This is a genomic window from Pseudomonas sp. SK3(2021) (genome assembly GCF_016772375.1).
GTDB classification, from domain to species: domain Bacteria; phylum Pseudomonadota; class Gammaproteobacteria; order Pseudomonadales; family Pseudomonadaceae; genus Aquipseudomonas; species Aquipseudomonas chlororaphis_I.
This window is the reverse complement of record NZ_CP061943.1, coordinates 732,376-754,685: the sequence shown is the minus strand read 5'-3', so window position 1 is coordinate 754,685 and position 22,310 is coordinate 732,376. Positions and strand designations below refer to the sequence as shown.

Genomic DNA, 22,310 nt, shown 5'->3' with positions numbered 1-22,310 from the left:
TTGAAAGCCCTCGACGAACTGAGCTTCGACAATCGCTTCGCCCGCCTGGGCGATGCGTTCTCAACCCATGTACTGCCCGAACCGATCGACCATCCGCGCCTGGTGGTGGCCAGCCCGGCGGCCATGGCGCTGCTGGACCTGGACCCCGAGGCCGCCGAAAGCCCGGTGTTCGCCGAGCTGTTCGGCGGGCACAAGCTGTGGGCTGAAGCCGAGCCCCGGGCAATGGTCTATTCCGGGCATCAGTTCGGTTCCTACAACCCCCAGTTGGGTGACGGCCGCGGCTTGCTGCTGGGCGAGGTGTACAACGCCGCCGGCGAACACTGGGACCTGCACCTCAAGGGCGCCGGCCAGACCCCCTACTCGCGCATGGGCGATGGCCGCGCCGTACTGCGTTCGTCGATCCGTGAATTCCTGGCTTCCGAGGCATTGCACGCCCTGGGCATTCCAACCACCCGGGCGCTGTGCGTGATCGGCTCCGATACCCCGGTCTGGCGCGAGAAGCAGGAACGCGCGGCGATGCTGCTGCGCCTGTCGCCCAGCCATGTCCGCTTCGGCCACTTCGAATATTTCTATTACACAAAACGCCCCGAACAGCAGAAACAGCTGGGCGAGCACGTGCTGGCCATGCACTTCCCCGAGTGCCTGGAACAGCCGGAACCTTACCTGGCGATGTTCCGCGAGGTGGTCGAGCGCAATGCCGAACTGATCGCCAAATGGCAGGCCTACGGTTTCTGTCACGGAGTGATGAACACCGACAACATGTCGATCCTCGGCGTCACTTTCGACTTCGGGCCGTTCGCCTTCCTCGACGACTTCGATGCGCATTTCATCTGCAACCATTCCGATGACCAGGGGCGCTACTCGTTCAGCAACCAGGTGCCGATCGGCCAGTGGAACCTCAGCGCCCTGGCCCAGGCGCTGACGCCGTTCATCAGCGTCGAGGCCCTGCGGGAAACCCTTGGCCTGTTCCTGCCGCTGTTCCAGGCCCATTACCTGGACCTGATGCGCCGTCGCCTCGGCCTGACCAGCGCCGAAGACGAGGATCAGAAGCTGGTGGAGCGCCTGCTGCAACTGATGCAAGGCAGCGGCGTGGACTACAGCCTGTTCTTCCGCCGCCTGGGAGACGAATCAGCTGAACTGGCCGTGGCCCGGCTGCGTGACGACTTCGTCGATCGCCAGGGCTTCGATGCCTGGGCCGATCTGTACAAGGCCCGGGTCGCCCGCGAGCAGGACGACACTCAAGAACAGCGCCGCGCGCGCATGCACGCGGTCAACCCGCTGTACATCCTGCGCAATTACCTGGCGCAGAAGGCCATCGATGCCGCCGAGCAAGGGGACTACTCCGAGGTCCGCCGCCTGCACGCGGTGCTGAGCAAGCCGTTCGAGCAACAGGCCGGCATGGACAGCTACGCCGAACGACCGCCCGAATGGGGCAAGCACCTGGAAATCAGTTGTTCGTCCTGAAGGGTCAGATAAAGGTTTCCATCGATACCTTGAAACGTTCGGCCAGCCAGCGGATCTGCCGCAGGTTGAGCCGACGCTTGCCGCTCAGGATCTCCGAGACTACCGATTGCGCGCCGACGCCAGGCAGGTCGCTCTGGGTCAGGCCGTGTTCGCGCATCATGTAGCGCAACACCTCTACTCCGCTGGCGACAGGCATCGGGCGATGCTCAAGGTCGTAGGCTTCGATCCAGTCCCCGATGATCTCCACCAGGCTGTTGAGAGGATGGGCCTCGTCTTCCCCTGTCAGGTCCAGCAACTCGTCAAGGGCCTGAACCAGCCTGTCGTAGTCAGCCTCGGTTTTCGGCTTGCGCAGCAACGGCGCAACGAACTGCCAGTGTTCGGCCACTTGTTCGATCAACGCACTCATCCTCGATCCTCCTTCCACTTGCCCCGGTCATATTCACGTTGGTCCAACACATGACGGATATAGAGCTTTTGCGTCGTGTAACGGACCAATGCAATCAGCCGTATCTTGTTGCCACCGATATCGAACACATGCAGCGGTCCGACCTTGTCCACCGCCGGAAACATCGCCTTCATCGCGGCAAAGTCCGCAAGCCGATTGCGCTTAAGCGCGCGATACCAGTCATCCAGCGCCTTGGCCGAGTGCGGCCATTTTTCCTTGGCACCCCATATTCGTTTAGCCGTGATTACGCGCATGCAAAGTCCTTATCGCATACTGCTATAGCAGCCTAGAGGGTGAGGCAACTTATCGCAAGTTGCTATATATGCTCTCGGACCAATGGCACGAAGCATCGCCTTTCTCCAGCCTAGAACCGAGCAGACGGTTGCCGCGCAAAGATGTATGAGCGCATGCGACAGCTTGATAAACCGCCCCACAGACTCCAGATCGAGACCATTGACCCCTTATCCCGGAGCCCCCTCATGTCCGATCCGCTGCTGATCCCCTGCCCCCATTGCAATGGCTTGAACCGCATCCCCGCCGAGCGCCTGGGCGATCAGCCCAAATGCGGGCGCTGCAAGGGCCAGGTGTTGCTGAACCAGCCTTTCGAACTCAAACAAGGCGACTACGCCAGCCAGATCAAGGGCGACCTGCCGTTGCTGGTGGATGTCTGGGCGGACTGGTGCGGGCCGTGCAAATCCTTCGCGCCGGTATTCGAGCAGGCCGCGACGCAATTGGCGGGCAAGTGCCGGCTGGCCAAGCTCGACAGCGAGGCCAATCAGCAATTGTCGGCACAGTTGGGAATTCGCTCGATTCCGAGCCTGATTCTGTTCAAGAACGGACGGGAAGTGGCACGCCAGAGTGGCGCCTTCCCGTTACCGCAGTTGATGAGCTGGTTGCGCAGCCAGGGCCTCTGACCGCTATTTCAAAAGCACCTTGAACCGTAGGAGCGAGGCTTGCCCGCGATAACGGTCTGACAGCCGACGACGATGTTGAATGTCAGATACTCATCGCGGGCAAGCCTCGCGCCTACAGAAGAGGATCAGGCGCTTTCCAGCAGGTTGTGCAGGTCGACGAATTGCTGGGTCAGCTTGTGCCGGGGGTCGAGGTGGATCAGCGGCAGGCTGGCCTGGTGGGATTCGCGCATGCGCACCGAACTGGCCAGGTACACCGGCAATACCGGCAGGCCTTCGGCGATCAGTTCATCGAGCATCTGCTGGGGCAGGCTGGCGCGGGCCTGGAACTGGTTGACCACGATGCCTTCGACTTGCAGGTCCTCGTTATGGTCGTCCTTGAGCTCTTCGATTTCAGCCAGCAGGCCGTACAGGGCCTGGCGGGAAAAGCTGTCGCAGTCGAAGGGAATCAACACGCGATCGGCGGCAATCAGCGCCGAAACCGCATAGAAATTCAGGGCCGGCGGGGTGTCGAGGTAGATCCGGTCGTAGTCCTCGGCCAACTCGTCCAGCAGTTTGCGCAGCTTGTTGATCTTGTGCTTCGCCTCAAGCTTGGGCTGCAGATCCGCCAGCTCGGCGGTGGCCGTCACTACATGCAGGTTGTCGAACGGCGTTTCGTAGATATCGACCTGGTTCTTTTTCGAGAACGGTCCGGAAGACAGGGTCTGCTTGAAGAAGTCGGCGATCCCCATGGGGATGTCATCGCCGGTCAGGCCGGTGAGGTATTGCGTGGAGTTGGCCTGGGCATCCAGGTCCACCAGCAGCGTACGATACCCCTCGCTGGCGCTCACGGCGGCCAGATTGCAGGCAATGCTCGACTTGCCGACTCCCCCTTTCTGATTGAACACCACGCGCCGCATGTCAGAACCTCCCTGCATCAAAGATCACCGAGTGTAGTAGTGAGCACCGCTGCTTCGCTACCTCGCTGACGGCAGACCGCCAAGTCAGTTCCAGTGACCAGAATCAGCCTAGACTTTCTGAAAGTCCCCGCGCCCCGATTCGTCGCGCTCAATAATGGCCAAATGACACTTTTTTCCTGTCGAATGGGTCATTTTCACTGAGCGAAACATAACCAATGTTTGCTACAAGCCAGTCACACCGGGATAATGCGCGCCACTCGGCTGTAGCTCCGTGCCAGGTGAGTCTTCGATCGAAACGCCTGACCACGCCAAGTAAGCCCGCAGGGGCGGGATGAATTCTCAAGTGATCAACTTCAACATCGCTCAATGGCGCGCGTGGGCCCCTGGGCTCGAAAGCGTGGACGATTGGCAGGCCTGGAGCCGACAACCGGTCGTACTCGAGAGCAGCGATGCCGCCCCGGACGTGTCGTTTCTACCGGCCATGCAACGCCGGCGCCTCAGCCGTCTGGCGCGCATGGCCTTCAGCGTGGGCTGGCCGCTGGCCGAAGGCCTGGAGCAGCTACCGTTGGTCTTTATTTCCCGGCATGGCGAAACGCCGCGGACCTTCGACATCCTCGGCGATCTGGCAGCCGACCAGCCTTTATCCCCGACCCAGTTCAGCCTCTCGGTGCACAACGCGGTGATCGGCCTATGGTCGATCATGCGTGGCGAAACCAGCGAAATGACCGCCCTCGCCGCCGCTGGCGACGGTCTCGAACACGGCATGCTAGAGGCCGCGGCGCTGCTTGAGGAAGGCGCCCCGGCGGTGCTGCTGGTGGTCACCGAAGAGCAGCCGCCCGCCGCCTATGCCACCTGGATCGACGACGTGCCGTTCCCCTATGCGGTGGGCCTGTTGCTGACCCCCGGCAAAGAATGGCAACTGACGCTCGGTACCGCCACCGAGCAAGCTCCGCGCGCCGAGTGGCCCCATGCCCTGAATCTCTTGCGTACCCTGCTCGGCGAGCAGACCTCCTGCCAACATGCCTGGAAGAACCGTGTATGGAACTGGCAACGCAACCTGTAAACACAAAACCGCGCGACGCCTACTACTGGCGCCTGGTCGCCACCGCGGCGAGCTTTGCCTTGTTCGGCCTGGGTGGCCTGTGCCTGCGCCTGGTGATTTTCCCGCTGCTCGCCTGCCTGCCCGGCGACGCCGAAGCGCATCGCCAGCGCGCGCGTCGCACCATTGGCCGGCTGTTCTGGCTGTTCATCCGGTTCATGGCCCGCAGCGGCGTGCTGACCTATGAAGTCGAAGGCGCGGAAAAGCTCGGCCGCCCCGGGCAAATGATCATTGCCAACCACCCGTCGCTGATCGACGTGGTGTTCCTCATCGGCCTGGTGCGCAACGCCAACTGCGTGGTCAAGCAGAGCCTGTGGCAGAACCCGTTCACTCGCGGCCCGATACGCGAAGCCGAATACATCAGCAACGACGGCAGCATGGACATGCTCGACGCCGCCGGCGAAGCCCTGCGCAATGGCCAGACCCTGGTGATCTTCCCCGAGGGCACCCGTACCCAGCCGGGTCAGGCGCCGGCCTTTCATCGAGGGGGCGCGGCAATCGCCTTGCGGGGTGCGAGAATCATCACCCCGGTGGTCATCAAGGTCAGCCCGACCACCCTGACCAAGGCCGAACCCTGGTATCGCATCCCGATGCGCCGCGTGCACTTCAGTTTTCGCGTCGGAGCTGATATAGAGCCGTGTGCCTTTGCCGCCCAGGGCCCCGCGCCGCAGGCCTCGCGCAAGCTCAACGATTACTTGCATCACTACTTCATTAAGGAGCTCGCCGAAGATGAGCGATCTGCACCAGGAAATTAAAATGCTGATCATCGATGCCCTGGGCCTCGAAGACATCAGCGTGCAAGACATCGGTAACGAGCAGACGCTCTTCGGTGAAGGCCTGGGCCTGGACTCGGTCGATGCCCTGGAACTGGGCCTGGCGATCCAGAAACGCTACGGCATCAAGATCGACGCCGACGCCAAGGACACCCGCAACCACTTCACCAACGTGGCGAGCCTTGCGGCGTTCGTCACTGCAAAACAGGCAGCTTGAGACCGGACCATGCAAACTCGTGACGACATCTTCAACACCCTGCGTGATGCCCTGGTGGAGCTCTTCGAACTGGAACCGGAACGCATAAGCCTGGAAGCCAACCTGTATCAGGACCTGGAAATCGACAGCATCGACGCCGTCGACCTGATCGATCACATCAAGCGCAAGACCGGCAAGAAAATCGCCGCCGAGGAATTCAAGTCGGTGCGTACCGTCAATGACGTGGTCGAGGCGGTATACCGTCTGGTCCAGCCGGCCGCATGAGCCGGCTGATCGGCCTTGGCCTGCTGCTGGCGGGCCTGTTGTACCCCTTTGCGGTGTATTTCGGCATGGAGCATTTCGCACCATGGCAGTTCGGCCTGTTGCTCGGGGGCCTGTGGCTGGCCCGGGCCCTGACCGGCGAACGGCGTCCCGGCAGCCTGTGGATGGCGGGCGCCGCCCTGGTCTTCTGCCTGCTGCTGGCGCTGTTCAATAGCCCATCGTTATTGCGCTGGTACCCGGTGCTGGTCAGCGGCTTCATGCTCACGCTGTTCGGCCTGAGCCTGAAATTCGGCCCGCCGGTGGCCGAACGCCTGGCCCGCCTCGGCGAGCCGGAACTACCGGAAAAGGCGATTCGCTATACCCGCCAGGTGACTGTCGCCTGGAGTGTGTTTTTCCTCTGTAACGGATTGCTCGCCGCCGCCCTGACCCTGTGGGCGCCGCTGAGCTGGTGGACGTTGTACAACGGCCTGATCGCCTACGGGCTGATGGGTTTGCTGTTTGCCATTGAATGGCTGTTACGACAACGCGTACGAGGCCGCGCATGAATTGGATAAAGCTTGAGCACCTGCTGCTCAAGTCGCTGCCGGAACGGGCCGTCACGCTCGAACCGGCACTCGATCACAGCAAGCTGCGGCACCAGGCCCTGAGCCTGGCCGCGGGCTTGCAGGCCAGGGGCGTACAGCGCCTGGCCCTGCACCTGAAAGATGCCGCCGAGCTGGCCATCGCCCTGCTCGGCGCCTGGCGCGCCGGGGTCAGTGTGCTGCTGCCCGCCGACCTGCAGGCGCAGACCCGGCAACGCTGGTCGACCCAGGTCGATCTGTGGCTGACCGACCAGCCCGGCGATGCCCGCTTGGCCGACTTCGACCCGCCGCCATTGCCCGCCGCCGAACTCGACCTCGACACCTGCCGCCTGAGCCTGTGCACCTCCGGTTCCAGCGGCGAACCCAAGCGCATCGACAAATCCCTGCGCCAGTTGGCCAACGAAGTCGAGGCCCTGGAGCAACTGTGGGGCGAGGGATTGGGCCAGGCCTGCATCATCGGCAGCGTCGCCACCCAACATATCTACGGCTTGCTGTTCCGTGTGCTCTGGCCGCTCTGCGCCGGGCGCACTTTCGTCCGCCGGCAACTACCGTTCCCGGAAGACCTGCAGCGCGCCAGCCGCGAACACCCGGACTTTGCCTGGGTCGCCAGCCCGGCGCTGCTCAAGCGCATGGGCGACAACCTCGACTGGCCGGCCCTGAGCCTGGTGCGCCGGGTGTTTTCCTCCGGTGGCGCGCTGCCCGCCGATGCCGCGCAAGACCTGCACCAGCGCCTGCGACAATGGCCAACCGAGATCCTCGGCAGCTCTGAAACCGGCGGCATCGCCTGGCGCCAGGGCGACAACCTGTGGCAAGCCTTCGCCGGGGTCGAACTCAGCCAGGACAGCGACGGTGCCTTGCTGATCGCCTCGCCCTACCTGCCGGCCGGGCATGTCGAACACACCGCCGATGCCGCGCGCATCGCCGCCGACGGGCGTTTCGAGCTGCTCGGGCGCCTGGACCGGATCGTCAAGCTGGAAGAAAAACGCATTTCCCTGCCGATGCTGGAACAGGCCCTCGCCGGGCATGCCTGGGTCGCCGAAGCGCGCCTTGGGGTGGTCCGGGAAAACCGCGCCTCCCTCGGCGCGCTGCTGGTCCTCAGCGAACAAGGCCTGCACGCCTTGCGCAACCAGGGTCGTCGGGCCCTCACGCAAGCGCTGCGCCAGCACCTGAGCCAGCATTGCGAGGCCCTGGCGCTGCCACGCCGCTGGCGCCTGCTGCGCCAGCTGCCCCTGAACAGCCAGGGCAAGCTGCCCCAGGCCGATGTCGAAGCCCTGCTGCTGGCCCCGCGTCCACGGGCGCCGGAAGTGCTGGAACAGCTCGAGGCCGACGGCGAATGGAGCCTGCAACTGGCGATCCCACCGGACCTGGCCTACTTCAGCGGCCACTTCCCCCAGACCCCGGTGCTGCCAGGCGTGGTCCAGGTGGACTGGGCATTGGCCCTGGGCCAGCAGTTGCTCGATCTGCCGGGCCGCTTTGCCGGCATGGAAGTGCTGAAGTTCCAGCAACTGGTGCGCCCCGGAGACCAGGTGCAATTGCACCTGCGCTTCGATCATGAGCGCGGCAAACTCTACTTTGCCTACCGCAATGACACCGCCACCTGTTCCAGCGGCCGCATCCTGCTGGAGAACGCCTGTGGATAAGTTATTGGCCCTCGGCGAGCGCCATGCGCTCGATCGCGAGCAAGCTCGCTCCTACAGAGGCCTGTGCAGATCCTGTGGGAGCGAGCTTGCTCGCGACAAGGTCAGCGCCCATGCATAACCCTTGCGCCGTGATCCCGGTCTACAACCATGAAGCCGCCGTACCGGCAGTGGTCGACGCCCTGCTCGCCAGCGGCCTGCCCTGTGTGCTGGTAGACGACGCCAGCAGCCCGGCCTGCGCCGCCGTGCTGGAACAGCTGGCCGAGCGCGAACAGGTATTCCTGGTCAAGCTCGCGGTCAACCAGGGCAAGGGCGGCGCGGTCATGGCCGGGCTGCGCGAAGCCTCGCGCCAGGGCTTCAGCCACGCCCTGCAAGTGGACGCCGACGGCCAGCACGACCTGCGCGATGTGGATAACTTTATCGCCACCTCCCGCACCCACCCCGAAGCGCTGGTCTGCGGTTATCCACAGTACGACGCCAGCGTGCCCAAGGGCCGTTTTTACGCGCGCTACCTGACCCACGTGTGGGTCTGGATCAATACCCTGTCGTTGCAGATCCCCGACTCCATGTGCGGCTTCCGGGTCTACCCTCTGCCGCCGGTCCTGGCGCTGATCGACTCGGTGAAGATCGGCCGGCGCATGGATTTCGACACCGACATCCTGGTGCGCCTGTCCTGGCGCAACCAGCCGATGCGCTGGTTGCCGACCCGGGTCCGCTACCCGGTGGATGGCCTGTCGCACTTTCGCCTGTTCCACGACAACCTGCTGATCTCCAGCATGCACGCCCGGCTGTTCTTCGGCATGTTGCTGCGCGCGCCGCTGATCCTCTGGCAACGGTGGCAAGCATGACGGCGCTACCAGACAAGCAGGACAAGCAACATTGGGCCGAGCACAAGGAGCGTGGCAGCTTCTGGCTGATGAAGCTCACCGCCTTGGGCGTGCGTGTGCTCGGGCGCCGGGTGCTGAGCCCGGTGCTGTACATCATCGTTTTCTACTTTTTCCTGTTCGGCCGCGGTGCCCGCCGCAGCGCCTGGTTGTACCAGCAGCGCCTGGCCGATTGGAGCGCCAAGGCCGAGCTGCGGCCCAGCCACTGGCGGGTCTTCGGCCAGTTCATGGCGTTCGCCGACTCCCTGCTGGACAAGCTCGACGTGTGGAACGGCAAGCTGCGCCTGGAACAGATCGAGATCGTCGACCCGGCCCGGCTGCGCGACCAGTTGCGTGGCGCCCGCGGACAGATGCTGGTGGGCGCGCACCTGGGCAACCTCGAAGTCTGCCGCGCCCTGGCCGAGCTGGGCGAGAAGGTCACCATGAACGTGCTGGTGCACACCAAGCACGCCGAACGTTTCAATCGCCTGCTGGGCGAGGCCGGGGCCACCAATCTGCGGCTGATCCAGGTCAGCGAGCTGGACCCGGCGGTCATGCTGCAGCTGAGCCAGCGCCTGGATCGCGGCGAGTGGCTGGCGATTGCCGGCGACCGTGTACCGCTGCATGGCGGGCGCAACGTGCGGGTGGATTTCCTCGGCCATCCGGCCCCTTTCCCACAAGGGCCATGGCTGCTGGCGGGCCTGCTGAAATGCCCGGTCAACCTGCTGCTGTGCCTGAAAAACAATGGCCGCTATCGGGTGTTCCTCGAGCCCTTCACCGAGGCCGTGACGTGGAAGCGCAGCGACCGCGAACAGGTCATCGCCCAATGGACCGCCCGCTACGCCGAGCGCCTGGGCCAGTACTGCCTCGAAGCGCCCCAACAATGGTTCAACTTTTACCCATTCTGGAAGACCGATGACGACGCATCCGCTTGAGCCGGTAACCTTCGGCGAACTCCCTTTGCGCATCGAAGACGTGCTGGCCCTGGCCAACCGTCAGGCGCCGACCCGACTGCAAGGCGACAGCGTATTCCGCCAGCGCATCGCCAAGGGCGCGCAATTCCTCGACTCGCTGCTGGACAAGGAAGGCGTGATCTACGGCGTGACCACCGGCTACGGCGACTCCTGCGTGGTCGCGGTGCCGCTGCAGCATGTCGAGGCGTTGCCCCGTCATCTGTACACCTTCCACGGCTGCGGCCTGGGCAAGCTGCTGGACGCGCAAGCCACCCGCGCGGTGCTGGCGGCACGCTTGCAGTCGCTGTGCCACGGCGTGTCCGGGGTGCGCGTGGAACTGCTGGAGCGCCTGCAGGCGTTCCTCGAACACGACATCCTGCCGCTGATTCCCGAAGAGGGTTCGGTAGGCGCCAGCGGCGACCTGACGCCGCTGTCCTACGTGGCTGCGACCCTGTCCGGCGAGCGTGAGGTGATGTTCCGCGGCGAGCGCCGGACCTCGGCCGAAGTGCACCGCGAGCTGGGCTGGGAGCCGCTGGTGCTGCGGCCCAAGGAAGCCCTGGCGCTGATGAACGGCACCGCGGTGATGACCGGCCTGGCCTGCCTGGCCTTCGCCCGCGCCGATTACCTGCTGCAACTGGCCACGCGCATCACCGCGCTGAACGTGGTCGCCTTGCAGGGCAACCCGGAGCACTTCGACGAGCGCCTGTTCGCCGCCAAGCCGCACCCGGGGCAGATGCAAGTCGCCGCCTGGCTGCGCCAGGACCTGGCCATCGACGCGCCGACCGCGCCGTTGCACCGCCTGCAGGACCGCTACTCGCTGCGTTGCGCGCCCCATGTGCTGGGTGTGCTGGCCGACAGCCTGGGTTGGCTGCGCGGTTTCATCGAGACCGAGCTGAACAGCGCCAACGACAACCCGATCATCGATGCCGAGGCCGAGCGCGTGCTGCACGGCGGGCACTTCTACGGCGGGCACATCGCCTTCGCCATGGACAGCCTGAAGAACCTGGTGGCCAATGTCGCCGACCTCTTGGACCGCCAGCTCGCGCTGCTGGTGGACGAGCGCTACAACCACGGCCTGCCGAGCAACCTGTCCGGCGCCCCGGCGGACCGCGCCATGATCAACCACGGCTTCAAGGCGGTGCAGATCGGCACCAGCGCCTGGACCGCCGAAGCGCTGAAAAACACCCTGCCGGCCAGCGTGTTCTCGCGCTCCACCGAATGCCACAACCAGGACAAGGTAAGCATGGGCACCATCGCCGCCCGCGATGCGATCCGCGTGCTGGAGCTGACCGAACAGGTCGCCGCCGCCACCCTGCTGGCCGCCAACCAGGGCGTCTGGCTGCGCGGCCGAGCCGAGGATGCACGGCCATTGCCGCCGGCCCTGGCCAGCATGCACGAAGAGCTGGCCAAGGACTTCCCGCCGGTGATCGAGGACCGAGCCCTGGAAGGCGAACTGCGCCTGTGCCTGCAACGTATCGCCGAGCAACACTGGAGGCTGCATGCGTAGTCGGGGCGTGCTGCACGCGGACAGCGAGATCCAGGTGCCGTTTTTCGACGTCGACACCATGCACGTGGTCTGGCACGGGCATTACGTGAAGTACCTGGAAGTGGCTCGTTGCGCCCTGCTCGACAAGCTCGGCCACAACTACAACCAGATGCTCGAGTCCGGCTACGCCTGGCCGGTGATCGACCTGCAGCTGCGCTATGTGCGCGGCGCGGTGTTCGGCCAGAAGCTCAAGGTCCGCGCCAGCCTGGTGGAGTGGGAAAACCGCCTGAAGATCAACTACCTGATCAGCGACCTGGAAACCGGCGAACGCCTGACCCGCGCCAGCTCGGTGCAGGTGGCGGTGGAGATCGCCAGCCGCGAGATGCAGCTGGCCTCGCCCAAGGTGTTCACCGATGCCGTCGAGAGGCTTCTGCCATGACCCGACGGCTTCCTGTAGGAGCGAGCTTGCTCGCGAAAATCGTCAACGATTGCGCGAGCTACCTGACACGTCACGGCGTTCTGCGGTTTTTCGCAAGCAAGCTCGCTCCTACAGTGCTCGTACTATTGGGCACTCCAGGCTTGGCCAATGCCTTCGACCTGCAACAGCTCAGCGACCAGTTGGCCAGGCCCGAGGTGATCCACGGCAGCTTCGTCCAGGAAAAACACCTGCGCGCCCTGCCCCAACCGTTGACCAGCAAGGGCAGCTTCGTCCTGGCGAAAAACCATGGCCTGCTGTGGCGGCTGAAAACACCGCTGCAACAGGACTACCGCATCACCGGCAAAGGCATCGCCCGCCGGGATGGCAGCGGCTGGCAAATGCTGCCGAACAAGAGCGCCGGGGCCGAACAGAACCGCCTGTTCCTCGCCGTGCTGCAAGGCGACAGCAGCGGCCTGCAACGGGATTTCGAGCTGGCCCTGGCCGGCGACGCCAAGGCCTGGAAACTGACCCTGACCCCACGTTCGCTGCTGCTCAAGCAGGTATTCAACCAGATCAACATCGACGGTGGCGAACTGGTGCAGCGCATCGAGCTGCTGGAAACCCAGGGCGACAGCACCCTGCTGAAGATGCACGACAGCATCAGCAACCAGCCCTTGAGCGATGCGGAGCAACATGACTTTGCCGAGTGAACGCTGGTGGCCGCGCCTGTTCCTGCTCCTGCTGGTGGCCGTGCTGGCCCTGGCCGGCTGGCAATGGCGCCATGGTGCGCCGCTGTCGGCCAACCTCATGGAGTTGGTGCCGGGCACCGACCCCGACGCCCTGGAGCTCAAGGCCGAACAGCGCATGCAGGAGCCGCTGAACCGCGAAATGCTGGTGCTGGTGGGCCACGCGGAGCGCCAGCAGGCCATTGCCATGGCCCAGCGCCTGGGTGAGCAATGGCAGGCCAGCGGGCTGTTCGAGAAGATCCAGTGGAACCTGCAGGCCGACCTGCCGGCGCTGCGCACGCAATTGCTGCAAGGACGCCTGGCAATGCTGGGCGCCGCCGACCGCCAGCAACTGATCGAGCACCCCGAGGCCTTTATCCAGCAGCGCGTACAGGCGCTGTTCGACCCCTTCAGCGGTTTCAGCCTGGTCCCGAGCCAGGACGACTGGCTAGGCCTGACCGGGCGCATCCAGAACAGCCAGCCGCAACGTGGCGCGGTGCAACTGGACATCGGCAGCGGCACCCTGATCGCCGATGCCGACGGCAAGAGCTGGGTGCTGCTGCGGGCGCGCACCACCGGCAACGCCTTCGACATGCAACTGCCGCTGCAGGTGGCGGCCTTGCTCCAGCACAGCCGCGAACAGGCTGCCCAGGCCGACGTCCAGCTGCTGGCCGCCAGTGGCCTGCTCTACGCCGCCAACGGCCAGCAGCAAGCCTCCCGCGAGATCACCTGGGTTGGCGGTGGCGCCACCGTCGGCATCCTCCTGCTGCTGTTGCTGGCCTTCCGTCGCTGGCGGGTATTGCTGGCGTTCGTACCGGTGCTGGTGGGCATGCTGTTCGGCGCGGTGGCCTGCGTGGCCGTCTTCGGCCATATGCACGTGATGACCCTGGTGCTGGGTTCGAGCCTGATCGGCGTTGCCGTCGACTACCCGCTGCACTACCTGTCCAAGAGCTGGAGCCTGCGCCCCTGGCACAGCTGGCCGGCGCTGCGCCTGACCCTGCCGGGGCTGAGCCTGAGCCTGGCCACCAGCTGCATCGGCTACCTGGCATTGGCCTGGACGCCGTTCCCGGCCCTGACCCAGATCGCCGTGTTCTCCGCCGCCGGCTTGCTGGGCGCCTACCTGAGCGCGGTGGGCCTGCTGCCGGCGCTGCTGCGCGGCGTCGAGCTGCAACCGGCGCAGTGGCCGTTGCGCGTGGCCGAATGGCTGCTGAACCTGCGCACGCAGCTGCTCAAGCGCGTGTCCAGCCCCTGGCTGCTGGCGCTGCTGATCGCCTTCTGCGCCGCCGGCCTGTGGCAGCTCGAGAGCAAAAACGATATCCGCCAGTGGGTCGGCGCGCCGCCGCAACTGCTCGACGAAGCCCAGGCCATCGCGCGGATCACCGGCTACCAGCCCACCAGCCAGTTCTTCCTGGTGCGCGGCGCCGATCAGCAACAACTGCTCGAACGCCTCGGCGCCCTGAGCGAGCGCCTGGAGCAACTGGTCAACCTGGAGAAACTCCAGGGCTACCTGTCGCTCAACCAACTGGTGAGCCTGCCCAGCGAGCAACAGCGCCTGCGCCAGGCCCTGGACGCACTCCCGCGGCACTGGCAGCCGCTGCTGGATCTCGGGGTCCCGGTGGCGGCGCTGAACGCGGAACTCGCGCAACTGCGGGCACTGCCCGACGAAAACATCGACGCGGCCCTGCAAGGCCCGCTGGCCGAGCCTTACCGCAGCCTGTGGCTGGGCCCCACCGACAACGGCGTGGCGGCCATGGTCAGCCTGCAGGGGCTGAACAACCCACAGCTGCTGTGGATCCAGGCGCAAGACCTGTCGGGGGTGCAACTGGTGGACCGCCTGGGCGAGCTGAACACAGTGTTCGCCGCCACCCAGGTCAGCGCCGCCGAGCTCAAGCTCGCCTCCTGCGTGCTGATCGTCTTGTTGCTGATCCTGCCGTTCGGCCTCGGCGGCGCCCTGCGCCTGGTCGCCCTGCCGCTGCTGGCGGCCCTGTGCAGCCTCGCCAGCCTGGGCTGGCTGGGACAACCGCTGACCCTGTTCAGCCTGTTCGGCCTGTTGCTGGTGACTGCCATCAGCGTCGACTACGCCATCCTCATGCGCGAACAGGTCGGCGGGGCCGCCGTGAGCCTGCTCGGCACCTTGCTTGCCGCGCTGACCACCTGGCTGTCGTTCGGCCTGCTGGCGATTTCCAGCACCCCGGCGGTCAGCAACTTCGGTCTGTCGGTGAGCCTGGGCCTGGCCTTCAGTTTTATCCTGGCGCCCTGGGCCGGTCGCCAGCGCCACCGCCAGCCCGTTACGGAGCCCGCCCTGTGATGCTTGCCCTGTTCTGGCTCATGGCGCTGCTGCTGTTCGCGCTCGCCACCCGCATCGGCAGCCGCTTCGGCCTGATCCCGATCGTCAGCCAGTTGCTGCTGGCGACCTTCGGCCTGCCGCTGCTGATGCTGTTCTGGATCGAGCCGCACTGGCAACTGAGTGGCGCCCAACTGGTCTCGCCGACCTGGCTGAAAAACCTGTATGGCTTGAGTTTCGCCCTGCTGCTGGGGCATATCCTCAGCGACGTGATCGATCTGCGCCTGGACCGCCAGAGCCTGAAGATCGCCCTGCCGAGCTTCGCCATTCCCTTCGGCTGCGGCCTGGCCACGGCGGTCTGGCTGTTGCCGGCGCAACCCTGGCTGAGTTCCCTGGCGGTCGGCCTGCTGTTCGCCATTACCGCGATTCCGGTGCTGTACCTGTACCTGCGGCACATCGACTACCCGCCGCTGGCCACCCGGCGCCTGGTGCAGACCGCGATCCTCATCGACCTTGGCTGCTGGACCCTGTTCGGCGTCGCCCAGGGCAGCCTGCACCTGAGCAGCCTGCTGCTGCCGCTGGCCGGCGCCGGCCTGCCGCTGCTCCTGCGCGGCCTCGGCCTGCGCCAGCCATTGCTGCACAGCCTGGGCTTCTTCGGCCTGCTGGTGGTGGCCGAGCACTACAAGCTCAACGCACTGATTTTCGGCATCGGCTACCTGCTGTGCATGGCCGCCCTCAAGGTGCCGCTGGTGCTGCCGTTAAAGGCCGCCTGGATGAGCCGCGTGCAGACCTTTATCGCCATCCCGCTGATCCTCACGTTCGGCATCGTGCAGATCAACGTGCACAGCGCCATGGACAGCCTCGGCTGGGTGCAGCTGGGGGCGTTGCTGCTGTTGCCGATCGCCAGCAAGCTGCTCGGCAACTGGCTCGGCCTGGGCTGGGCCGGCGCCTCCTTCAAGGGCGCCAGCCGCTGGCGGGAAAGCCTGTTGCTGAACATTCGCGGGCTGAGCGAGATCGTTTTTCTCAACCTGCTGCTGCAACAACGGCTGATCAGCCCGGCGCTGTACTTCGCGCTGATGCTCATGGGCCTGATCGCCACCCTGATGCCGGCCCTGGCCGGGCTGCACCGAACACCTTTGGTCCCTTTGAACCCGAACATCGCCGAACCGGCAAGGAGCCCCAGTGCCAACAGTTGAAATGGAACGCCGCCAGATTGTGGTGATCGGCGCTGGCCCATCGGGTGCCATCGCCGCCGCGCTGCTCAAGGGCAAAGGCCACGACGTGCTGATCGTCGAGCGTCAGCATTTCCCACGGTTTTCGATCGGTGAAAGCCTGCTCTCCCACTGCCTGGATTTCGTCGAAGAGGCCGGCATGCTCGAGGCGGTCAACACTGCGGGCTTCCAGTTGAAGAACGGTGCCGCGTTCGCCTGGGGCGAGCGTTACAGCGCCTTCGATTTTGGCGACACCTTCAGCGACGGCAAGCCCACCACCTTTCAGGTGCAACGCGCCGACTTCGACAAGCTGCTGGCCGACCAGGCCGCCCTGCAAGGCGTTGAAGTGCGTTATGGCGAGGCCATCGTCAGCGCCGACTTCAGCCTGGCCAGGCCACAGCTGCAGGTGCTGCGCGAAGACGGCAGCGAATACCGCGTGGAAGCCGGTTTCGTCCTCGACGCCAGCGGCTACGGCCGCGTGCTGCCACGCCTGCTGGACCTGGAGGCACCCTCGAACTTCCCGGTCCGCCAGGCGGTGTTCACCCATATCGAAGACCGTATCGACAGCCCGGCTTTCGAGCGGGAGAAGATCCTCATCACCACTCACCCCAGCAAACGCGACGTGTGGTTCTGGACCATCCCGTTCAGCAACGGGCGCTGCTCGATCGGCGTGGTGGCGGCCAAGGAGCACTTCGACGGCCGCGACGACGACCTGGACCAGTGCCTGCGCGGTTTCATCGAGCAAACCCCGAGCCTGGCCAAGGTCCTGCACAACGCCGTGTGGGACACCCCGGCGCGGACCATCGGTGGCTACTCGGCCAACGTCAAGACCCTGCACGGCCCGGGCTTCGCGCTGCTGGGCAACGCCGCGGAATTCCTCGACCCGGTGTTCTCCTCCGGCGTGACCATCGCCATGCGTTCGGCGAGCATGGCCGCCGCCGTGCTGCATCGGCAGTTGCAGGGCGAGAGCGTGGATTGGGAAACAGCGTTCGCCATTCCCCTCAAGCGCGGTGTCGACACCTTCCGCTGCTACGTCGAAGGCTGGTACGCCGGCACCTTCCAGGACGTGATCTACCACCCGGGCAGCTCGCCGGAGATACGCCGGATGATCAGTTCGATCCTCGCCGGCTATGCCTGGGACGAACGCAACCCGTTCGTCAGCGAACCCAAGCGCCGCCTGCGCATGCTCTCGGAAATCTGCGCCATGGAGGCTCCATGAACGACGCCCAACCGCAATACCTGAGCGCCAGCTACGTCGAGGAAACCCGCTTCGGCTTCTGGTTCCTGCGCAGCCATACCTGGCAGCACCATGTGCTGCGGGTGGCGATCGACGACCTGCGCCGCCTGTTCGACCACGAGCCACCGGCCAACCCGGTGCTGCTGGATGCCGGCTGCGGCCAGGGCAAGTCGTTCCAGTACCTGCGCCAGGTGTTCGCCCCGCGGCGCCTGATCGGCCTGGACGCCGACCCGCACAGCCTCAAACTCAGCAGCGAAGAGGCGGCGCGCCAGGGCCTGCAGGTCGAGCTGATCGGCAGCGACTGCGCGACCCTGGACCTGGCCGATGCCAGCATCGACCTGCTGTTCTGCCACCAGACCTTTCACCACCTGGTGGAACAGGAAAAAGCCCTGGCCGAGTTCTATCGCGTCCTCAAGCCGGGCGGTTACCTGCTGTTCGCCGAATCCACCGAGGCCTACATCGACACCTGGGTGATCCGCTGGCTGTTCCGCCACCCGATGCACGTGCAGAAAAGCGCGGCGCAGTACCTGGAAATGATCCGACGGCAGGGTTTTGCATTCACCCCGCGCAATGTGTCTTATCCCTATCTGTGGTGGAGCCGTGCCAAGGATTTCGGGCTGCTCGAACGCTTCGGCCTGCGCCGCCCGAAACCCTTTGGCCAACGGGAAGAAACCCTGGTCAATGTGGTCGCCCGCAAACCCTTGCACGAAGGTGCCGCTGGATGATCCGTGCCCTGCTCGTCGGCTGCCTGCTGTTGCTGAGCGCCTGCGCCAGCCAGCCGCCGCTGCCCGAGAAAACCCCGAGCCTGGCCCTGCCGCTGCAACTGCACGTCGAGCGGCAACAGGCCGGGCAGCGCCAGGACTGGCTGCTGGTGATCCAGGCCGAAGGGCCGGGCATCCGCTGGTCGCTGCTCGACCCGCTGGGCATTCCCCTGGCGCGCCAGCAACTGATCGACGGTCGCTGGCAGGCCGACGGCCTGCTGCCGCCGAACCCGGAGGCCCGCGAACTGTTCGCCGCCCTGCTATTCGCCCTGACGCCCGCGGGCGAACTGCGAGATAATTATCCAGCCGCCCGGCAGCACGGCGCGCAGCGCGACCTCGCCCCGCACTGGCAGGTCCGCTATCGCCAGGCCCTGGATTTCCGCCTGGAGCTGCCCCAGGGCTTGTACTACCACATCAGCCCGCTGACCGCCGAGAACGCCTCATGACGGCCTACCTGAATGCCCTCGGGGTGATCTGTGCCCTTGGGCGCGACAAGCAGCAAGTGGCCCGCAGCCTGTTTGCCGGCGACTGCTCCGGCATGCGCGCCGAAGCCGGATGGGTGCCGGAGCGCAGCGTGCCGGTGGCCGCCGTCCAGGGACCGCTGGCGAGCATTGCGCCAGCGCTGGGGCAGCAGAGCAGCCGCAACAACCAACTGCTGCTGGAGGCCGCCCTGCAGATCCGTGGCGACATCGACCAGGCCATCGCCCGCTACGGCCACAGCCGCATCGGCATCGTCCTCGGCACCAGCACCTCGGGTATCGACGAAGCCAGCCGCGGCATCGCCCATTACCTGCGCGACCGGCACTTCCCGGCCGACTACGACTACCGGCAGCAAGAGCTGGGCGCGCCGGCGAATTTTCTCGCCGACTGGCTCGACCTCAGCGGCCCGGCCTACGTGATCTCCACCGCCTGCACCTCCAGCGCCCGCGCGCTGATGAGCGCCCGCCGCCTGCTCGACCTGGGCCTGTGCGACGCGGTGCTGTGCGGCGGCGTCGACAGCCTGTGCAAGCTGACCCTCAACGGTTTCTCGGCCCTGGAGGCAGTGTCCGACCAGCGCTGCAATCCGTTCTCGGTCAACCGCGATGGCATCAATATCGGTGAAGCCGCCGTGCTGTTCCTGATGAGCAAGGAAACCCTCGGCGCGCAACCGATCGCCTTGCTCGGCGCCGGCGCCAGCTCCGACGCGTACCATATTTCCGCGCCCGAACCCAGTGGGCGCGGCGCCCTGCAAGCCATGCAGAAGGCCTTGCACAACGCTGGCCTGCAAGCCGCGCAGATCGGCTACCTGAACCTGCACGGCACGGCCACCCAGCACAACGACGCCATGGAAAGCCTGGCGGTCGACCAATTGTTCCCGGCCGGCGTGCCCTGCTCGTCGACCAAACCCATGAGCGGCCACACCCTGGGCGCCGCCGGCGCCCTGGAAGCGGCGTTCTGCTGGCTGAGCCTGTCCGCCGCGAACAGCGCGCACGCCCTGCCGCCCCATGTCTGGGACGCCCAGGCCGACCCGCAACTGCCGCCGCTGCACTGGGTCACCGCCACCACACGTCTGGAGCAGAACGCTCCGCGCTGCCTGATGAGCAACTCCTTTGCCTTCGGCGGCAACAACGTCAGCCTGATTATCGGAGACGCCCCATGATTGACTGGCCGCTCGCCGAACTGCTGCCCCATGCGGGCGACATGATCCTGATCGATCAGGTCCTGGCGTTCGATGAAGAGCAGATCCACACCCGCCTCACCGTCCGTCCCGGTGGCCTGTTCAACCGTGCCGACGGCAGCCTGCCGGCCTGGGTCGGCATCGAAATGATGGCCCAGAGCATCGCCGCCTACGCCGGTTGCCATGCGCGCCAGAAAGGCCAGGCCGTCGAGCTGGGGTTCCTGCTCGGCACGCGCAAGTTCGAATGCAATGTGGAACACTTCCCGGCCGGCAGCGAACTGCACATTCACGCCTTGCGCTCCCTGCAAGACGACAACGGCATGGGCGTATTCGAATGCCACCTGAGTGCCCCCGGCATCCAGGCCGTCGCCCGCCTCAACGTGTTCTGTCCGCCCCAGGCGGACAGCTACCTGAACGAATCACCCGCTTTATCAACAGGAGTCCAGCCATGACTGAATCCATACTGGTTACCGGCTCCAGCCGTGGTATCGGCCGCGCCATCGCCCTGCGCCTGGCCCAGGGCGGCTATGACCTGATCCTGCATTGCCGCAGTGGCCGCAGCGAAGCCGAGGCGGTGCAGGCCGAAGTCGAGGCCCTGGGGCGCCAGGCGCGCATCCTGCAATTCGATGTGACCGACCGCGCCAGCTGCAAGGCCGTTCTCGAAGCCGACGTGGAGGCCCATGGCGCCTACTACGGCGTGGTGCTCAACGCCGGCCTGACCCGCGACGGCGCCTTCCCGGCCCTGAGCGAAGACGACTGGGACACCGTGCTGCGCACCAACCTCGACGGTTTCTACAACGTCCTGCACCCGGTGATGATGCCGATGATCCGACGCCGCGCCGCCGGGCGTATCGTCTGCATCGCTTCGGTGTCCGGGCTGGTCGGCAACCGTGGCCAGGTCAACTACAGCGCGTCCAAGGCCGGCCTGATCGGCGCCGCCAAGGCCCTGGCCATCGAGCTGGGCAAACGCAAGATCACCGTCAACTGCGTGGCGCCAGGCCTGATCGACACCGCCATGCTCGACGAGAACGTGCCGGTGGACGAGCTGCTGAAGATGATCCCGGCCCAGCGCATGGGCACCCCGGAGGAAGTCGCCGGCGCGGTGAACTTCCTGATGTCCGCCGAGGCCGCCTACATCACTCGCCAGGTGCTGTCGGTCAACGGAGGCCTGTGCTGATGAAACGTGTGGTCGTCACCGGCATGGCCGGCATCACTTCGCTGGGCAGCGACTGGGACACCATCGCCGCCAACTTCGGCGCCAACCGCAGCGGCATCCGCCGGATGGACGAATGGGATCGCTTCAGCGAACTCAATACCCGCCTGGCCGGCCCCGTGGACGACTTCAAGGTGCCGGAGCACTGGACCCGCAAGCAGCTGCGCAGCATGGGCCGGGTGTCGCGGCTCGCGGTGAAGGCTGCCGAGCAGGCCCTGGCCGATGCCGGCCTGCTGGGTGACGAGTCGATCAAGGACGGGCGCATGGGCGTGGCCTGTGGCTCGTCCACCGGCAGCACCGACGAGATCAAGGCGTTCGGCAACATGCTGCTGAACTCGGTCGCCGAAGGCCTCAACGCCAACTCCTACGTGCGCATGATGCCGCACACCACCGCGGCCAATATCAGCATCTTCTTCGGCCTCACCGGGCGGTTGATCCCGACGTCCAGCGCCTGCACCAGCGGCAGCCAGGGCATCGGCTACGCCTACGAGGCGATCAAGTTCGGCCGCCTGCCGCTGATGCTCGCCGGCGGCGCCGAAGAGCTGTGCCCGACCGAAGCCATGGTGTTCGACGCGCTCTACGCCACCAGCCTGAAAAACGATGCCCCGCACACCAGCCCGCGGCCCTACGACAGCGACCGCGACGGCCTGGTGATCGGCGAGGGCGGTGGCATGCTGGTGCTCGAAGAGCTGGAACATGCGCTGGCCCGTGGCGCGTTTATCCATGCCGAGATCGTCGGTTTCGGCAGCAACGCCGACGGCCAGCACACCACCCGTCCGGAGCAGGCCACCATGCGCCGGGCCATGGAGCTGGCCCTGGCAGACGCCGGCCTCGAACCTTCGGCCATCGGTTACGTCAACGGCCACGGCACCGCTACAGAACAGGGCGACATTGCCGAAACACTGGCCACCAGCAGCCTGTTCGGCAGCCGGATGCCCATCAGTTCGCAGAAGAGTTTCCTCGGCCACACCCTCGGGGCCTGTGGCGCGCTGGAGTCCTGGTTCAGCATCGAGATGCTCAACCGTGACCTCTACGTGCACACCCTCAACCTCGATACGGTGGACCCGCGTTGCGGCGAGCTGGATTACCTGCGTGGCGAATTCCGGCAGATGAGCTGCGAATACGTGATGAACAACAACTTTGCCTTTGGCGGCGTCAACACCTCGCTGATCTTCCGCCGCTGGCCTCAATGACGTTACCTCCCGGAGAAAATGG

General features: G+C 65.5%; 25 protein-coding genes. 22 read left to right on the top strand and 3 right to left on the bottom strand.

All coding sequences use genetic code 11. The features are described 5' to 3' along the window. Nucleotides 1–1,464, top strand: a complete 1,464-nt coding sequence (gene selO, locus IF690_RS03420; RefSeq protein WP_202698843.1) for a protein adenylyltransferase SelO — start codon at nt 1–3, stop codon at nt 1,462–1,464. A gap of 4 nt (nt 1,465–1,468) precedes the next feature. On the opposite strand, the gene IF690_RS03415 is transcribed toward selO, so the two are convergent. After that, nucleotides 1,469–1,870: a helix-turn-helix domain-containing protein gene (locus IF690_RS03415; RefSeq protein WP_202698842.1), complete on the bottom strand. Its 402-nt coding sequence runs from the start codon at nt 1,868–1,870 to the stop codon at nt 1,469–1,471. Then, nucleotides 1,867–2,163: a type II toxin-antitoxin system HigB family toxin gene (locus tag IF690_RS03410; protein WP_202698841.1), complete on the bottom strand. Its 297-nt coding sequence runs from the start codon at nt 2,161–2,163 to the stop codon at nt 1,867–1,869. The genes IF690_RS03415 and IF690_RS03410 overlap by 4 nt, the downstream gene beginning before the upstream one ends. Before the next feature lie 225 nt (nt 2,164–2,388). Here IF690_RS03410 and trxC point away from each other — a divergent pair, with 225 nt between their 5' ends. Then, a complete protein-coding gene (gene trxC / locus IF690_RS03405; RefSeq protein ID WP_202698840.1) occupies nt 2,389–2,823 on the top strand; it encodes a thioredoxin TrxC in 435 nt (144 codons plus the stop codon). A gap of 125 nt (nt 2,824–2,948) precedes the next feature. On the opposite strand, the gene IF690_RS03400 is transcribed toward trxC, so the two are convergent. Continuing rightward, entirely contained in the window at nt 2,949–3,719 is a 771-nt protein-coding gene (locus IF690_RS03400; RefSeq protein ID WP_007926828.1) for a ParA family protein, read from the bottom strand. 331 nt (nt 3,720–4,050) lie between these two features. Between IF690_RS03400 and IF690_RS03395 the strand changes: the two genes are divergently transcribed. The 20 genes from IF690_RS03395 (at nt 4,051) to IF690_RS03300 (ending at nt 22,288) form a co-directional block, all read left to right on the top strand. After that, on the top strand, nt 4,051–4,782 hold the full coding sequence (locus IF690_RS03395) for a beta-ketoacyl synthase chain length factor (RefSeq protein WP_202698839.1): 732 nt from the start codon (nt 4,051–4,053) through the stop codon (nt 4,780–4,782). Further along, complete coding sequence (locus tag IF690_RS03390) at nt 4,758–5,573, top strand: lysophospholipid acyltransferase family protein (protein ID WP_202698838.1); 816 nt, start codon at nt 4,758–4,760, stop codon at nt 5,571–5,573. Before IF690_RS03395 ends, IF690_RS03390 begins: the two co-directional genes overlap by 25 nt. Beyond that, the gene (locus tag IF690_RS03385; protein WP_007926834.1) at nt 5,548–5,808 is read left to right on the top strand and encodes a phosphopantetheine-binding protein; all 261 of its coding nucleotides are present in this window, start codon (nt 5,548–5,550) and stop codon (nt 5,806–5,808) included. The genes IF690_RS03390 and IF690_RS03385 overlap by 26 nt, the downstream gene beginning before the upstream one ends. 9 nt (nt 5,809–5,817) lie before the next feature. Continuing rightward, nucleotides 5,818–6,072: an acyl carrier protein gene (locus IF690_RS03380; RefSeq protein WP_202698837.1), complete on the top strand. Its 255-nt coding sequence runs from the start codon at nt 5,818–5,820 to the stop codon at nt 6,070–6,072. Next, complete coding sequence (locus tag IF690_RS03375) at nt 6,069–6,614, top strand: COG4648 family protein (protein ID WP_202698836.1); 546 nt, start codon at nt 6,069–6,071, stop codon at nt 6,612–6,614. The genes IF690_RS03380 and IF690_RS03375 overlap by 4 nt, the downstream gene beginning before the upstream one ends. Then, nucleotides 6,611–8,290, top strand: coding sequence for an acyl-CoA synthetase family protein (locus IF690_RS03370; protein ID WP_202698835.1), 1,680 nt, complete (start codon nt 6,611–6,613; stop codon nt 8,288–8,290). Before IF690_RS03375 ends, IF690_RS03370 begins: the two co-directional genes overlap by 4 nt. 110 nt (nt 8,291–8,400) lie before the next feature. Continuing rightward, entirely contained in the window at nt 8,401–9,135 is a 735-nt protein-coding gene (locus IF690_RS03365) for a glycosyltransferase family 2 protein (RefSeq protein WP_202698834.1), read from the top strand. Further along, nucleotides 9,132–10,085, top strand: coding sequence for a lysophospholipid acyltransferase family protein (locus tag IF690_RS03360; protein ID WP_202698833.1), 954 nt, complete (start codon nt 9,132–9,134; stop codon nt 10,083–10,085). The genes IF690_RS03365 and IF690_RS03360 overlap by 4 nt, the downstream gene beginning before the upstream one ends. Beyond that, entirely contained in the window at nt 10,066–11,610 is a 1,545-nt protein-coding gene (locus IF690_RS03355; protein WP_202698832.1) for an HAL/PAL/TAL family ammonia-lyase, read from the top strand. Before IF690_RS03360 ends, IF690_RS03355 begins: the two co-directional genes overlap by 20 nt. Continuing rightward, a complete protein-coding gene (locus tag IF690_RS03350) occupies nt 11,603–12,028 on the top strand; it encodes an acyl-CoA thioesterase (RefSeq protein WP_202698831.1) in 426 nt (141 codons plus the stop codon). Before IF690_RS03355 ends, IF690_RS03350 begins: the two co-directional genes overlap by 8 nt. Then, on the top strand, nt 12,025–12,717 hold the full coding sequence (locus IF690_RS03345) for an outer membrane lipoprotein carrier protein LolA (RefSeq protein ID WP_202698830.1): 693 nt from the start codon (nt 12,025–12,027) through the stop codon (nt 12,715–12,717). Before IF690_RS03350 ends, IF690_RS03345 begins: the two co-directional genes overlap by 4 nt. Next, complete coding sequence (locus IF690_RS03340) at nt 12,701–15,040, top strand: MMPL family transporter (protein WP_202698829.1); 2,340 nt, start codon at nt 12,701–12,703, stop codon at nt 15,038–15,040. The genes IF690_RS03345 and IF690_RS03340 overlap by 17 nt, the downstream gene beginning before the upstream one ends. Then, nucleotides 15,037–16,212, top strand: a complete 1,176-nt coding sequence (locus IF690_RS03335) for a cation:proton antiporter (RefSeq protein ID WP_202698828.1) — start codon at nt 15,037–15,039, stop codon at nt 16,210–16,212. Before IF690_RS03340 ends, IF690_RS03335 begins: the two co-directional genes overlap by 4 nt. Then, on the top strand, nt 16,199–17,446 hold the full coding sequence (locus IF690_RS03330; protein WP_202698827.1) for an NAD(P)/FAD-dependent oxidoreductase: 1,248 nt from the start codon (nt 16,199–16,201) through the stop codon (nt 17,444–17,446). The genes IF690_RS03335 and IF690_RS03330 overlap by 14 nt, the downstream gene beginning before the upstream one ends. Further along, nucleotides 17,443–18,189: a class I SAM-dependent methyltransferase gene (locus IF690_RS03325; RefSeq protein ID WP_202698826.1), complete on the top strand. Its 747-nt coding sequence runs from the start codon at nt 17,443–17,445 to the stop codon at nt 18,187–18,189. The genes IF690_RS03330 and IF690_RS03325 overlap by 4 nt, the downstream gene beginning before the upstream one ends. After that, on the top strand, nt 18,186–18,671 hold the full coding sequence (locus IF690_RS03320; protein ID WP_023970144.1) for a DUF3261 domain-containing protein: 486 nt from the start codon (nt 18,186–18,188) through the stop codon (nt 18,669–18,671). The genes IF690_RS03325 and IF690_RS03320 overlap by 4 nt, the downstream gene beginning before the upstream one ends. After that, nucleotides 18,668–19,864: a beta-ketoacyl-[acyl-carrier-protein] synthase family protein gene (locus IF690_RS03315; protein ID WP_202698825.1), complete on the top strand. Its 1,197-nt coding sequence runs from the start codon at nt 18,668–18,670 to the stop codon at nt 19,862–19,864. The genes IF690_RS03320 and IF690_RS03315 overlap by 4 nt, the downstream gene beginning before the upstream one ends. Further along, a complete protein-coding gene (locus IF690_RS03310; protein WP_202698824.1) occupies nt 19,861–20,334 on the top strand; it encodes a hotdog family protein in 474 nt (157 codons plus the stop codon). The genes IF690_RS03315 and IF690_RS03310 overlap by 4 nt, the downstream gene beginning before the upstream one ends. Beyond that, nucleotides 20,331–21,059 carry a 3-oxoacyl-ACP reductase FabG gene (gene fabG / locus IF690_RS03305; protein WP_202698823.1) on the top strand — a complete coding sequence of 243 codons (729 nt, stop codon included), beginning with the start codon at nt 20,331–20,333 and terminating at the stop codon, nt 21,057–21,059. Before IF690_RS03310 ends, fabG begins: the two co-directional genes overlap by 4 nt. Next, nucleotides 21,059–22,288, top strand: a complete 1,230-nt coding sequence (locus IF690_RS03300) for a beta-ketoacyl-ACP synthase (RefSeq protein WP_202698822.1) — start codon at nt 21,059–21,061, stop codon at nt 22,286–22,288. Before fabG ends, IF690_RS03300 begins: the two co-directional genes overlap by 1 nt. Nucleotides 22,289–22,310 lie beyond the last annotated feature (22 nt).